This window comes from Sphingobacterium thermophilum, assembly GCF_039541675.1.
Lineage (GTDB): Bacteria > Bacteroidota > Bacteroidia > Sphingobacteriales > Sphingobacteriaceae > Sphingobacterium > Sphingobacterium thermophilum.
The window spans coordinates 330,148-344,540 of sequence record NZ_BAABGR010000015.1 but is presented as its reverse complement, the minus strand read 5'-3'; the positions used below and the strand labels follow the sequence as shown (position 1 = coordinate 344,540).

Genomic DNA, 14,393 nt, shown 5'->3' with positions numbered 1-14,393 from the left:
TCAAATAAATTATCTTACCTGACCCGGATTTCTAAATTATTACAAAACACCTTTAGTACTTGGCAACTGCATATTATCGGCATCACGACGTACAGCCTTCTTGATTGCCTTGGCAAAAGCTTTGAAGATAGACTCTATTTTGTGATGCTCATTGTCGCCTTCCGCTTTGATGTTTAGGTTGCATTTTGCTGCATCGGAAAAAGATTTGAAAAAGTGGAAGAACATCTCTGTAGGCATGTCTCCGATTTTTTCACGTCGGAATTCTGCATCCCACACAATCCAGTTACGGCCTCCGAAGTCCAAAGCGACTTGTGCCAGACAGTCATCCATCGGCAATGTAAAGCTGTAACGCTCTATACCACGCTTGTCACCTAGCACTTTCAAGAATATTTCTCCCAAGGCTATGCCCGTGTCTTCTATAGTGTGATGCTCATCGATATGCAGGTCTCCTTTTGTTTTGATGGTGAGATCCAAAGCGCCATGTCGTGCAATCTGATCCAGCATGTGGTCAAAGAAAGGTAGCCCCGTATCGATATCAGCCTTACCCGAACCATCCAGATTCAATTTGATATATATATCTGTCTCGTTGGTCTTGCGGTGATGTTCCCCAGTACGTGTTCCCAGCTTCAGATATTCATAAATAGCCTTCCAGTCCGATGTCTGCAGAGCTATGACCTCTTCGGAAAATTCTACACCTTCATTTTGGCCTAGCTCGTCGTTGTTGCGCAGCCAAATGGCTTTAGCACCTAAATTCTGTGCCAGCCTTACATCATTCACACGGTCGCCAATGACAAAGGACTCCGCTAAATTGTATTGGGTAGTGTCGAAATATTCCTGCAACATTCCTACTCCCGGTTTGCGGGTAGGGGCATTCTCATGCGGGAAAGTGCGATCGATATGTTCTTTGGCAAAGACCACTCCCTCTCCCTTGAATGTATCTATCACAAAATGATGTACGGGCCAAAAGTTCTCCTCAGGATGTGAGGCAGTACCTAAACCATCCTGATTGGATACCAACACCAATTCAAAATCCAGTTCCTTGGCTATACGCGGTAAATATTGCAAAGCTCCAGGATAAAATTTCAACTTAGCAAAAGAATCTATTTGTTGATCTTCAGGCTCCAAGATTAAGGTTCCATCTCTATCAATAAATAAAACTCTTTTAATCAAATCTGCCATGTCTAGATTATATATAAAATTGCTTAATAGCTTCTATCAATTTAACATTCTCATCGCCGGTACCTACAGTAATACGGAGACAACCCTCACAAAGTTCTACCTTCGAACGGTCTCGCACGATGATACCTCTACTTACTAAAAAGTTATACAGCTCACGAGGTTCTTCCAGCTTCACCAAGATAAAGTTAGCATCGGAAGGAGTAATATGATGTACTTGTTCAATAGTCGAAAGTGCGGTAACCAGTTTTTCGCGTTCCGCTACCGTCTCTTTAATCCAAGCATTGACCTGATCCACATTTTCCAAGGCTTCCAACACCAAATCCTGCGTAGCCTGATTGATGTTGTAAGGAGGCTTGATCTTATTGAAAATCGCGATAATATCTTTGCTGGCAAAAGCCATTCCCAGACGCAGCGCCGCCAAGCCCCATGCCTTAGAGAGTGTTTGCAAAATCACCAAATTCGGATACTCGGCAAGTTCTTGGGTAAAGGAACGTTGCTTCGAAAAGTTGATATACGCTTCGTCGATGACGACAATGCCCTTGAAATTCACCAAAATGGTTTCTATATCCTTACGGTGAATGCTATTACCTGTAGGGTTGTTTGGCGAACAGATAAAAATCAGCTTGGTATTCTCATCCACCGCTGCAGCAATGCCATCTAAATTCAGCTGATAGTCCGAAGTAAGGTTAACCTTTCGGACTTCCACATCATTGATGTTGGCAGACACCTCATACATGCCGTAGGTAGGAGGAACTAGAATAACATTATCACCCCCCGGACGGCAGAAAGCTCTGAACAGAATATCTATAGCCTCGTCGCTACCATTTCCTAAGAAAATATTTTCTGAAGGAACACCTTTAATCTTCGAAAGCTTGCTTTTAACTTGATGCTGCAATGGATCCGGATAGCGGTTGTATGCATGGGATAGCGGTGAACCGAAAGCATTTTCATTGGCATCCAACAGCACTGATGCTTCACCCTTGAACTCATCGCGAGCAGAAGAATATGGGACCAACTTTTTGATATTGTCCCGTAAAAGATTTTCTAAGTTAAAAGACATAATTAGAGCCTGTTAAAATTAAGGCGTAAATATGAGGAAAATTACACAAAAACACTAAACTTTATACCATTTTCCTTCAAAACTCAACTCTGTATTGACAAATTCTAATTGTGCTTCTTCGAGTAAAGGAGTAAGATCTTTATATCTTGCCGAATAATGCCCTAGCAGCAGCTTCTTGGCTTCGACCTGTCTAGCCACCATCCCTGCCTCCTTGCAGGTAGAGTGACACGTCTCTTCCGCCCTATCTACCAGCTCATGCAGAAAGGTGCTTTCATGGTACAGTAAGTCCACGCCGCGAATGCTGTCTACATACTTTTCAAAGGCTCGGGTGTCCGAACAGTAAGCATAGCTTCGTGATGCCGGAGCTGGCTTTGTAAGCTCGGCAGCCTTGTAAACCGTGCCATCCACATCTACACAGTCTATGCCGCGCTTGAGCATCCCGAAGAAAACTTTGGGAATGTTCAGCTTTTCAATTTTCTCGCGAATCAGAGATGCAGAACGCGGTCCTTCATCAAAACGAAAGCCGGTCGTCGGAACGCGGTGTTTCAACGGGAATGAGCGCACTGTAAGTTTTTCACTCCGATAAAGGACTTCCTCCTGGTCGGGATTGGTGGGCTGAAAAATAAGATTATATTGAAGGCGTGCATCCGAATACTTCAATTGCAGATTGATAATATCTATCAACACGGATGGGCCATAGAGATGAAGGTCTGCCGTCCGTCCATGCAGGTTCATCGACGAGAGAAGACCTATAAGTCCGAGATAATGGTCACCATGAAGATGGCTGATAAAAATATGAGAAATTTTGTTACTTTTGACCCCATAGCGATGCATCTGCATCTGGGTTCCTTCTCCACAGTCAATCAGAAAATACTGTTCATTGAAATTTATTATTTGGGCTGTGGGATGTCTTTCAAAGATAGGCGTTGCCGAACTGTTGCCCAAAATCAAAACTTCAAACCTCATAAACTATTCTCCCCCCAAAAGATCGCGATGCAACTCGTTCCCGAAAATCATATCTTCAGCATCCGACAAAGATGGTAGAATAGTAAAATGTTTGTCCAGATGTAAGACCTTCAGCAACTCTTCAACCTCTTTGTTAATATGAACGATGATAAAAAGGCCTCCCGCAGCTTTGCAAAGTCTGTGCGCCAAGAGGCCCATTCTTAATCCTTCTTCCGTAATTCGCTGAACTTGATTGAGGTCCAACACAATATTACGCTGTCCTGCGGTATTGCGCAGCATAAACTCACCTTTCAAAAAATTGGCAGCTTCGCCGTCTATCAATTCGCGCAAAGGTTCTATAACAACATACCTTTCATGCTTATCTATTGTGTATCTCATAATTCAGCTTACATTTAAGTTAATAGTTTATAAATTGGCCAAGGCCTTATTAATATTGGATTCCACACGCGCTAATACATCACCCTCTTCAGGATATTGGAATTTTTCGCCCGTAATATGTTCGTACAATTCGATGTAGCGCTCCGAAATAGATTGAATGATTTCATCTGTCATTTCAGGTACCTGCTGTCCTTCTTTCCCTTGGAAACCGTTTTCAATAAGCCATTGACGAACGAACTCCTTCGACAGCTGTCGCTGTGGCTCTCCTTTGGCCTGTCTTTCTTCATAGCCTTCTAGATAGAAATAGCGAGAAGAATCCGGCGTATGGATTTCGTCCATCAAATAAATTTGACCGTCTTTCTTTCCGAATTCGTACTTGGTATCTACCAAAATCAAGCCACGTTCTTTAGCAATTTCGGTACCTCTCTGGAATAAGGCATGTGCATATTTTTCCAACTGCTCGTAATCTTCTTTACTTACAATACCACGAGCGATGATTTCTTCTTTGGAGATATCTTCGTCGTGCCCTACGTCAGCTTTTGTCGTAGGCGTAATGATAGGTTCCGGTAGCTTGTCATTTTCTTTCAATCCTTCTGGAAGTGTAACCCCACATAGCACACGCCCTCCGTCGCGATAGGTACGCCAAGCATGTCCCGAAAGGTAGCCGCGGATCACCATTTCCACCTTGAAAGGTTCACACAGATGTCCTACCGTCACCGAAGGATCCGGCACGGAAATCACCCAGTTCGGTAGTATATCTTCCGTAGCTTTCAAAAATTTTGCTGCTATCTGATTCAACACCTGCCCTTTATAAGGAATAGGCTTTGGCAATACCACATCGAAAGCCGATATACGGTCCGAAGCGACCATCACCAAGTACTGATTGTCAATAGTATAAACGTCTCTTACTTTTCCTCTGTAAAATGCTGTTTGCTTCTCAAACGTAAAGTTGGTTTCCTTAATTGCGCTCATATTTTTTGTTATGACACCCTTGTGTCTTTATATACTATTTTTCTATTTATTCAAATCTCCGTATGCTTCGAGGATACGTTTTACAAGCTTGTGGCGCACCACATCCCCTCCTGTCAGATATACTATATCAATGCCTTCAATATTGTCTAGGATCTTTATCGCCGTAGCCAATCCAGACTGATTTTTCTTAGGCAAATCGACCTGCGTAAGGTCCCCTGTTACGATGAATTTGGCAGAAGGCCCCATACGGGTCAAGAACATCTTGAGCTGCATATCTGTAGCGTTCTGCGCCTCATCCAATATCACGAAACAGTTGTCCAAGGTACGACCACGCATGAATGCCAGTGGTGCTACCTCTATGGTTCTGTTTTCAAGATATCCTTTAAGCTTTTCAGCTGGAATCATGTCGTCCAAAGCATCATATAGAGGACGAAGATATGGATCCACCTTCTCTTTAAGGTCGCCTGGTAGAAAGCCTAAATTTTCACCGGCCTCCACGGCAGGGCGTGTCAATATGATCCTTTTGATTTCCTTATTTCGCAAAGCTCTCACTGCCAGGGCTACCGCAGTATAGGTCTTTCCGGTACCCGCAGGTCCTATGGCAAAAAGTATATCATTTTTATTTATACTTTCCACCATCTTGCGCTGATTCGGTGTGCGTGCACGCACAATCAGGCCGTTAGGTCCGTAGACTATAGGCTCCCCTTTCGCTGTAGATGAAGCTTCTATCTTCTCCTTCTTGGCAACTTCTCCCTTCATCTGGCCTCCGAGAAACTCCTCCAGCTGCATGGACTCTATATTGTCAAATTTGGAGACATGATCAAGAATGTCGGAAAACTTGCTTTCAAACGCTTTTTGCTCTGCCTCTTCCCCAAGCACCTTAAGCTCCGTACCTCGAGCTATTAAACGCAGCTTTGGAAATCTGGACTTGATGAATTCAAAATTCTCATTCTGTGCTCCCCACAAAGCGACAAGATTGACATTCTCTAAATTTACTACTAATTCACTCAAATTTTCTTTCTTTTATATGTTTTAACTTTTAACAAATTTCAATCTTTCGAGGAATATATTTCCTTCTTCCTAACAAAAATACAAACTAATATTCTGACTGTCACTAATTCCAAAAAAAATCATTATTTTAAACACAATAAAGACATTCGACAAAGGGTATTTTCTTACCTTTGTATTCGTTTTTCGGGATAATATTAAGGAATAGCATAGTTGCGTTCATCTTACGCACTAACAATAAAAAATGAGTGTAATTACGTTAACAACTGATCTTGGGTATCGCGACTTTTATCAAGCGGCACTTAAAGGAAGCATTATTTCCTTGCTTCCTGATGTGAGATTGGTAGACATTACTCATGAAATCCCTTCCTTCAACATACAGCATGCAGCATTTGTTTTGCAAAATGCTTACCACTACTTCCCAAAAAACACAGTACACCTTATCGGTATAGACACTGTGTTTCAAGAAGGGAACCGCTATATCGCCATGAAATATGACGGCCATTATTTCGTTGGGGCGGACAATGGCATTTTCAGCATTATCCTCGGCGAAAACAAACCGGAAGATTTAGTAGAAATCGAGCTGATGCAAGACCTTCGATTCCTACACTTCCCCCTGGCAGACATATTGGTGAAAGCAGCCTGTCACATTGCCTCCGGCAAAGACATAAAAGAGCTGGGCCCCGCCATTGAATCCCCAGTGCAGAAGGTTACCCTGCTCCCTATTATCGAGGGAAACATCATCAAAGGTCACGTGTCCTACATCGACTCTTTTGGCAATGTAATCAGCAATATCAGCAAAGAGTTATTCAACCAAGTGCAGCGAGGACGTAACTTCATCCTCCACTTCAAACGCAACGAAACCATCAACAAGATGAGCTGGCACTATAATGAAGTGGCAGAAGGAGAAAAACTGTGTCTCTTCGGCATCTCCAACTATCTTGAAATAGCCATCAACAAAGGTAACGCCAGCAGCCTGCTAGGTCTCTACCCGGACGAAACTATTATGGTGGAGTTTATCGACTAGCTTTATATTAAACGAAAAAGAGTATTTTTAGTCTTATGTCCATCAACAGCAGACAAATGACACTAAGACTAACATTCCTTTTTCTATTCTTGTGGGGATTAACTCTACAAAATTATGCTCACACGTCATCGGACAGCATCAATGCTTTCGAAGATCAACGTCAGCGTGTGAACCAACTCCTAAATGAGCGGAGCCGTAAATTTGGCGAATATGACGAATCCTTGAAACAGAAAACAGGTATCTTCGGCTTATTCAAGTCAAAAGGAGATATGCAACGCTCCATAGATATTCTTAAAGAAATAGTCATCAATGACAACAACATTTTTATCGAAACAAGAAAGCTGCTAGACCTTAAAGACAGCGAACGCGAACGCTACCAACGTATGGCCACAGAATACGACCAACAGGTAACGGCATATATGAAGACTATCAGCAAACTGCAGCAGGAAAACGAAAGACTCAAAGAGAAAATAAATACCTTGGAACAGGAAGAACACCAAAGCAGCTCCTACCTTTCCTTATTTATCTTTGTAACATTAGTGTTGATAGGTATTATTATCTACCTTTATACATGTCTTAGAGCAAAAAATGTGACGAAAGTTTGATAGCATCCTAGGCGATTATATGTACCTTTGTCGCCTATTAAGGACTAAGTTGACGAAAATGGCAAGACCGAGATTGAATAGTGGCGATTCGCATGCTGGAGAATTACCAAAACCAAAGATTAACAAGGAACTTCTTAAGAAAGCATTAGAAATCTTCTCGTACCTGACGCCTTATAAAACCAAATTTGTGGTAGGCATGGTATTTTTGGTATTGTCGAGCTTAACGATGCTTACCCTTCCTGCCCTTTTAGGCGCTATGATAGACGCTTCGCAGGGTAAGCAGACCTATCCTTGGCTAGAACCTAGCGTCTTTTATATAGGGTTGGTGGCACTGTGTATACTTTTGTTCCAATCGATCATGTCTTTTTTCCGCATCCGTCTTTTTGTAGAAATCTCTGAAAAAGCCCTTGCCAACATACGTCGTGATTCCTACCTCAAACTTATCGCTCTCCCTGTAGACTTCTTTGCCAACAGAAGAGTGGGCGAGCTCAACAGCAGACTCTCGGCCGACCTTTCCCAAATCCAGGACACGCTCACCACAACATTGGCTGAGATGATACGTCAGACTATCAGCCTCACCATCGGCGTCCTGCTCTTAATCTGGGTATCGCCGAAATTGGCTCTAATGAATCTCAGTATACTCCCTATCCTTATCGTCTGCGCCATCTTTTTCGGAAGATTTATCCGCAATCTGTCACGAAAAACACAGGATCAGCTTGCTGACTCCAACAGCATTGTACAAGAAACATTGTTAGGCATCACCAATGTCAAAGCTTTTGTAAACGAATATTACGAAGCACAGCGCTACGGCAAAAAGCTGGACAATGTAGTCAAACTAGCTATCAAAGGTGCTACCTTCCGTGGACTTTTTGCTTCCTTCATCATCTTCTGTATCTTCGGAGCAGTCATTGCTGTAATATGGTATGGGGCCTCCCTAGTATCTAGCGGGGAGATTTCCGTAGGAGATCTTACCACCTACATCCTCTATTCCATGTTTGTCGCCGGATCTATGGGAAGCTTTCCTGAGCTGTATGCCAGTGTACAACGCGCCTTAGGAGCCAGCGAAAGGGTCATCGAAATTCTTAACGAAACAACAGAAGACATCACCATCGATGAAAGCAATAAAGATATCGTAAAACGCATTAAGGGAAAGCTTACTTTCCAGGATGTACATTTTGCTTACCCGTCAAGACCGGACATCAATATTCTTAAAGGTATTTCCTTCAGTGCCAAGGCCGGAGAAAAAATTGCCATCGTAGGACCTTCGGGGGCCGGCAAGTCTACCTTAGCATCTCTCATCTTACAGTTCTACAAACCTAGCAAAGGACATATCTATTACGACGATATCGAAGCCTCACAATACTCCTTGACAGATATCCGTAATCAGGTGGCCATAGTACCGCAAGATGTCCTTCTTTTCGGCGGCACCATACGTGAAAACATTAACTACGGACGTCTGGAAGCCGACCCTGAAAGCATCATCGAAGCAGCGAAAAGAGCTAATGCCCATGACTTTATCATGAGCTTCCCAGAAGGTTATGATACCGTAGTAGGTGAACGAGGTGTAAAGCTCTCCGGAGGACAACGCCAGCGCATCGCCATTGCAAGAGCGCTTTTGAAAGACCCTTCCATCCTTATCCTCGATGAGGCTACCTCCGCATTGGATTCCGAGTCGGAGCGCCTCGTGCAGGAAGCATTAGAAGAGCTCATGAAAAACCGAACTTCTATCATCATTGCGCACCGGCTTTCAACCATTAAAAGTGCAGACAACATTATCGTCATAGAAGATGGCGTTGTAGCTGAAAGCGGTAGCCATGAACAGCTGCTGGCCAAAGGATCAGGCTTATATCACCATCTCTACACCCTACAATCTTCACAAAAAATAGGAGAAGGCTAAGTCCATCTCTTCCAAAAGGGAAAAACTTTTTGGAATGATACTTGTTTAGTATAAATACTGATTAATAGAATTTTATATTAAACAAAATCGAATATTATGAAAAATAGAAATGGATTAGTAGCGTTCGCATTGTTAGGTTTAGCAGTAGGTACTGCGGCATATTATTTATTGGCAACAGAAGATGGCAAAAAGACATTGGACAAAGCCAATTCAGGGATTAAAGACTTAACCAAGTCGTTAAAAGATATTTCCAAAAAAGAATCTAAAAGAGCGGCTAAGTTGGCAGCAAAATCAAAAGAAGAGCTGGAGAAATTAACGGCAAAAGCTAAAGATGTAAGTAAGGACGTCATCGATAAAATGTCAAGCAAAGCATCAAATTGGGCTCAGAAAGCTTCAGAAGCAGCCAACGACATTACCCATCAGGCAGAAGACATCGCCGACAAAGCAAAATCTGAAATTTCTAAAGCCTAACTTAAATCAAAGTTCCTTTTTCAAAATTGTGTATCTTTGTCGCACATGAATCTTTTGAAAGAGGTCAAAACGTTAGTCCACAAGGATTTAATTTTAGAATGGCGTTCCAAACATGCTATCAACAGCATTATATTATATGTAGTGTCTACAGTCTTCGTATGTTATCAGGCATTCAAGACTGTAGATGATACATTGATGTGGAATGCTCTGTTTTGGATTATCCTTCTTTTCGCTTCCATCAATGCCATAAGCCGCTCGTTTGTTCAGGAGAGCCAATATCGGCTTCTTTACTATTACGCTATCACGAGTCCTAAGGCTATCATCCTCTCCAAAATCATTTACAACACCTTGCTGATGATCCTTCTTTCGGTCATCGCCTACGTCACCTATTCCCTTATCTTCAAAAATCCCGTAGGAGATCCTTTGCTTTATTTCGTGGCAGTACTGCTAGGAAGTATAAGCTTCGCAACGGTATTTACTATGGTTTCAGGAATCAGCTCCAAAACAGGCAACAACAGTACAATCATGGCTATTCTGGCCTTCCCCGTAATTATTCCTTTACTTATTGTGCTGATTAAGCTAGCTAATAATGCTTTGCAAGGCTTGGACCGCAGCATAAGTTTCAGCGAAATTGCCGTCCTGCTTGCAATTAATGTCATAACTATTACCATATCTTTATTGTTATTTCCGTACCTTTGGAGGGATTAAATTTTTAGCTGAAATGAGAAAAAATTGGTGGAAAGTTCTTGCTGCAGTGATGATTTGTTCAACCATTGTTGCAGGAATAATGGGACCGGTGCCAGAGCTGTATATATTGCACGAATCCATCCGTAATGTATACTTCCACGTACCTATGTGGTTTACCATGCTGACGCTGTATTTAATTTCCGTCATATACAGCATCAAATACCTTAACGGAGGAAAGATGGAGCACGACACCATGGCTGTGGAAGCCGTAAACACGGGTATCGTTTTTTGCTTCTTCGGCTTGTTGACAGGTATGCAATGGGCCAACATCACTTGGGGAGAACCTTGGCCTAACGACCCTAAACTCAATGGATCGGCCATAGCCACGTTGATGTACTTAGCGTATCTGGTGTTACGTAATGCACTGGAAGAAGAGCAAAAAAGAGCAAAAATATCTGCTGTGTACAACATCTTTGCCTTCCCCATCATGGTGGTACTGTTGTATATCTTACCAAAACTTACAGACTCTTTACACCCGGGCAGCGGCGGAAATTCTACCTTCGGTGACCTAGATATGGACAACAATATGCGTCCAGTGTTCTATACTGCCGTGATAGGATGGATACTCACTGGCGTTTGGGTATTAACTTTACGTTTTAGATTGCGTCTTTTAGAAAACAAAGCAAATAAAATTCAATAAGCGATGAAAAAATTATCTCTTGCATGGGCTTTAATGCTGTTCAACATATGTGCTGCTTTTGCGCAAGACAATAACACCGTGGAGATGGCTACCGGTCTAAGAAGCTCCGGTAAGATTTGGGTAGTGGTATGCGTTATCCTTACCATCGTTATCGGCATGTACATATTTTTGTTTACCATAGACAGAAGAATAAAGAAATTGGAAGACAAATAGTCTTTCAGTTTTATTTGAAAAAGCACTATGATCATAAACCAACTCAGAAAATTTACGCCTATCAACATCTTTTGGGTATGTGTGATAGGTACTTTTTTGTGTTTGGGAGCCTTTTTACATCTGCCGGAGCAGCTGCAACCCTTTTTTCTGGAGCCGGCTGTGGACAACCTGTTAAACATTCCTTTTGGAAAGAACCTTTCTCCACAGTCCAACGTCATCATCACGCTTATACTGACGTTGCTGCAGGCATTTTTCTTAAACCGGATTATCAACCATTACAACTTTCTGGGGAAGCCTTCCTTCCTGACCGCACTACTCTTTATGACGTTGGTCAGCGTATTCCTTCCCTTCCTAATCCTGTCACCTACGCTGTTGTGTAATTTCATCACCATATGGATGCTGGATAAGCTATTCAACATTTATAAACAACCGGATGTAAAGTTACTCATGTTCGATCTGGGCATGATCGTTGCCGTCGGAAGCCTGATATACTTCCCGTTTATTGTCATGCTTTTATTGCTGTGGATAGCTTTAATCGTATTCCGTCCTTTTATCTGGAGAGAATGGATAACTCCGATTCTGGGATTCGGCGTAGTTTATTTTCTGCTGGGAGTAGTTTATTATTGGTACGATCGCTTTGAAGAGTTTTTAGCTATCTTCAAGCCTTTCGCTAATCCCTTACCTACAGGACTGAACGTAGACTATCACGACTATCTGGTTCTTATACCATTGGTAATCGCCATGTTTTTGTTCCTGCTAGTTATCAAGGAACAATATTTTCGTAGTATCATTCATCTACGCAAATCTTTTCAGCTGCTTTTTTACATGCTGATACTTATTGGAGCATCTTTTTATCTGAACGAGAAGATAAATATCAATCATTTCTTGCTCTGTGCTCCACCCTTAGCTATTTATCTGGCTTATTATTTTTCTTATGCCAAGATAAAATGGCTTTATGAAGGAATATATGTAGTCATTATACTGACCATTTTATATTTTCAATTTATGTAAAAAACTAATTTATAAACGATTAACCTTTTTTAACAAAATTGACTAAGGTATTCGTAGAAAAATAGATAGTTTTGTATCAAATAAAAAAGTTAGTAATATTATTGGCCTAACACGGTAAAATATAATCCCATAATAGGATTCGAAATAAATATATGTATAGACAGTCAAATATATTGAGTGCCAAAAAAGCGATAAAATGGATTCTGGGGACAGCACTGCTGTGTTCTGCATCTTCTATTCAAGCACAGGAAACCACTTCCCACTCCCCATATTCTAAATTCGGTATAGGACAGATGCGCGAAGACCTGCTGCCACAGACCCGATCTATGGGAGGAATTTCAGCAGCAGTAAGATATCAAGCCGGATTGCCTGTACTTAACGTAGCCAATCCAGCAAGTTATTCAGCGCTCAATAGAACCATACTCGATGCGGGATTATATGGCAATATCACACAACTTACAAAAAATTCAGCATCCGATAATACGGCCGACTTTGCATTTTCACATTTCGGCTATGCTTTCTCCATAGCGCGTAACCACGGCGTGGCCTTCGGTCTGATGCCTTACTCGGACATAGGCTACAACAAAACGGAGTATAAAACAAACGGATCTATAGTAACAAAACAGACTTCTTACGGAGAAGGAGGACTGAACAAAGCGTTTGTTGGCTACGGCTTCTCTCCTTTCAAAGGGCTTAGCATAGGTGGTAATGCGGGATTCCTATTCGGTGAGCTGAAAGATAACCTTTCCGTAACATTCCCTGACGACTACGAAGCGTTGAACACCAAACTGCAAGAAACACGCCTTATCCGCGGTCTTACTGTAGATTACGGCGTACAGTATTCTTTGGCGGTCAGCCGAAAACATAACCTCACCATAGGCTATTCAGGATCGCTGAACAATACCGTGAAAGAAACCACGTCACAGCTCATAACTCGTACCCAGCCTTCACTGGATCCGGACTACGAAAATGTGCCGTTGGATTCTTTGCCACAGGCACCAGCAACAAAACGTAACATCAACTTACCACTGAAGCATAATGTAGGAATCACCCTATCTAAAGGCTACTCTTGGATGATCGGTGCTGACTTCAAATATGCAGACTGGTCATATTACCAAACCCGTGTCGGCGAAAATGCCTTAGGAAAAAATTACGGGTTTGCCATTGGAGGTCAGTTTAAGCCGGACCCTACCTCCCTTAAATACTGGGATATCGTAGACTATAGATTAGGATTCCGATATAATCAGGGACATATCACTACGTCTCAACAGCGCATCAACGATATGGCCATTACCGTAGGCTTAGGATTGCCTCTTCCAGAGACCAACTTCGGTAGAACTTCTTCTCGAATCAATATCTCGGCAGAGATTGGGCAGCAAGGTACATTGCGTAACAACCTTGTAAGAGAGCGTTACATTAACATCAACATTGGATTCAACATCAATGACCTTTGGTTCCAAAGAAGAAGTTATGATTAACAGCATGTATATACGCAAACATATTGCACCCCTATTATCATTCAGCATAATAGGGTTTTTATTATTTACGGCCTGTGAAAATGACATGAAAGATATCAAGGCCATAGAAAACATACAGGCTGAAGAGGCGGTTGACACCTACAAAGATGTGCGTATAATCTATAGCGATTCGGCCATCGTCAAAGCCCAGCTCACAGGTCCTGAAATGAAAATCTATCACGACACAACAGCTGGACGAAACAATAATTACGAATTCGAAAAAGGATTACAGATTATCTTCTTCGACGAACAAGGTAAAGAAACACAACGTATAAAGTCGGATTACGGCATACAGAAGGCCAAAGAAGGAATCACCGAATTCCATAAGAACGTGGTCATCACTATGGCCGACGGCTCTATCATCAAGTCGGAAGAAATCATCTATGACGAAAACCAAAAGATATATTACAATAATGCACCTATCACCTTCGAATTCAAAGACAACCGTGGTAGTTTCCAAGCCTCGTCATTCCGTTCGGACTTGGATTTTCGCAATATAGAAGCACAGGAAATGTCAGGTTTCTATATTCCTTCAAACAAAAGTGCCTTGCCTAGTTTCGGCCAATAAAATTATAACCTAAAAAAAAGAAAAAACACTTTTGGAATTAGCATATATTTTATATGCTTTTTTTTTATAAAAATTGTATCTTGCGCCTTGTTAAAAAAACAAGTCAATTTAAATAACTAAAGAACACATAAATA

General features: G+C 41.8%; 16 protein-coding genes. 10 read left to right on the top strand and 6 right to left on the bottom strand.

What is annotated here, in order from left to right:
* Positions 1–39: 39 nt before the first annotated feature.
* The 6 genes from hisB to ABD873_RS07405 are packed head-to-tail and all read right to left on the bottom strand — an operon-like array spanning position 40 to position 5,566.
* Entirely contained in the window at positions 40–1,179 is a 1,140-nt protein-coding gene (gene hisB / locus ABD873_RS07430; RefSeq protein ID WP_345066717.1) for a bifunctional histidinol-phosphatase/imidazoleglycerol-phosphate dehydratase HisB, read from the bottom strand.
* Positions 1,180–1,186: 7 nt separating this feature from the next.
* Positions 1,187–2,239: a histidinol-phosphate transaminase gene (gene hisC / locus ABD873_RS07425; protein ID WP_345066714.1), complete on the bottom strand. Its 1,053-nt coding sequence runs from the start codon at positions 2,237–2,239 to the stop codon at positions 1,187–1,189.
* A gap of 54 nt (positions 2,240–2,293) precedes the next feature.
* On the bottom strand, positions 2,294–3,205 hold the full coding sequence (locus ABD873_RS07420; RefSeq protein ID WP_345066711.1) for a ribonuclease Z: 912 nt from the start codon (positions 3,203–3,205) through the stop codon (positions 2,294–2,296).
* Between the two features lie 3 nt (positions 3,206–3,208).
* A complete protein-coding gene (locus tag ABD873_RS07415; protein ID WP_039053975.1) occupies positions 3,209–3,583 on the bottom strand; it encodes an STAS domain-containing protein in 375 nt (124 codons plus the stop codon).
* Between the two features lie 27 nt (positions 3,584–3,610).
* Positions 3,611–4,555: a phosphoribosylaminoimidazolesuccinocarboxamide synthase gene (locus ABD873_RS07410; RefSeq protein ID WP_039053976.1), complete on the bottom strand. Its 945-nt coding sequence runs from the start codon at positions 4,553–4,555 to the stop codon at positions 3,611–3,613.
* A gap of 42 nt (positions 4,556–4,597) precedes the next feature.
* Entirely contained in the window at positions 4,598–5,566 is a 969-nt protein-coding gene (locus tag ABD873_RS07405; RefSeq protein ID WP_039053977.1) for a PhoH family protein, read from the bottom strand.
* 241 nt (positions 5,567–5,807) lie between these two features.
* Here ABD873_RS07405 and ABD873_RS07400 point away from each other — a divergent pair, with 241 nt between their 5' ends.
* The 10 genes from ABD873_RS07400 to lptC all read left to right on the top strand — a co-directional run bounded on the left by ABD873_RS07400 (position 5,808) and on the right by lptC (position 14,259).
* The gene (locus tag ABD873_RS07400; protein ID WP_039053978.1) at positions 5,808–6,590 is read left to right on the top strand and encodes an SAM hydrolase/SAM-dependent halogenase family protein; all 783 of its coding nucleotides are present in this window, start codon (positions 5,808–5,810) and stop codon (positions 6,588–6,590) included.
* A 56-nt stretch (positions 6,591–6,646) separates the two neighbouring features.
* Positions 6,647–7,195: a hypothetical protein gene (locus tag ABD873_RS07395; protein ID WP_345066700.1), complete on the top strand. Its 549-nt coding sequence runs from the start codon at positions 6,647–6,649 to the stop codon at positions 7,193–7,195.
* Positions 7,196–7,253: 58 nt separating this feature from the next.
* Positions 7,254–9,092 (top strand): ABC transporter ATP-binding protein, encoded by a 1,839-nt coding sequence (locus ABD873_RS07390; RefSeq protein ID WP_345066697.1) that lies wholly within the window; start codon positions 7,254–7,256, stop codon positions 9,090–9,092.
* Between the two features lie 96 nt (positions 9,093–9,188).
* Positions 9,189–9,563, top strand: coding sequence for a YtxH domain-containing protein (locus ABD873_RS07385; protein ID WP_345066694.1), 375 nt, complete (start codon positions 9,189–9,191; stop codon positions 9,561–9,563).
* Between the two features lie 45 nt (positions 9,564–9,608).
* Positions 9,609–10,271 (top strand): heme exporter protein CcmB, encoded by a 663-nt coding sequence (locus ABD873_RS07380; protein ID WP_039053980.1) that lies wholly within the window; start codon positions 9,609–9,611, stop codon positions 10,269–10,271.
* A 13-nt stretch (positions 10,272–10,284) separates the two neighbouring features.
* Positions 10,285–10,950: a cytochrome c biogenesis protein gene (gene ccsA, locus ABD873_RS07375; protein ID WP_039053981.1), complete on the top strand. Its 666-nt coding sequence runs from the start codon at positions 10,285–10,287 to the stop codon at positions 10,948–10,950.
* 3 nt (positions 10,951–10,953) lie between these two features.
* Positions 10,954–11,163 carry a CcmD family protein gene (locus ABD873_RS07370; protein WP_039053982.1) on the top strand — a complete coding sequence of 70 codons (210 nt, stop codon included), beginning with the start codon at positions 10,954–10,956 and terminating at the stop codon, positions 11,161–11,163.
* A gap of 27 nt (positions 11,164–11,190) precedes the next feature.
* Positions 11,191–12,174: a DUF6427 family protein gene (locus ABD873_RS07365; protein WP_345066687.1), complete on the top strand. Its 984-nt coding sequence runs from the start codon at positions 11,191–11,193 to the stop codon at positions 12,172–12,174.
* 152 nt (positions 12,175–12,326) lie between these two features.
* Entirely contained in the window at positions 12,327–13,652 is a 1,326-nt protein-coding gene (gene bamG / locus ABD873_RS07360; protein WP_345066684.1) for a BamG family beta-barrel-assembly machinery protein, read from the top strand.
* Positions 13,603–14,259, top strand: a complete 657-nt coding sequence (lptC, locus tag ABD873_RS07355; RefSeq protein WP_345066681.1) for an LPS export ABC transporter periplasmic protein LptC — start codon at positions 13,603–13,605, stop codon at positions 14,257–14,259. The genes bamG and lptC overlap by 50 nt, the downstream gene beginning before the upstream one ends.
* Positions 14,260–14,393 lie beyond the last annotated feature (134 nt).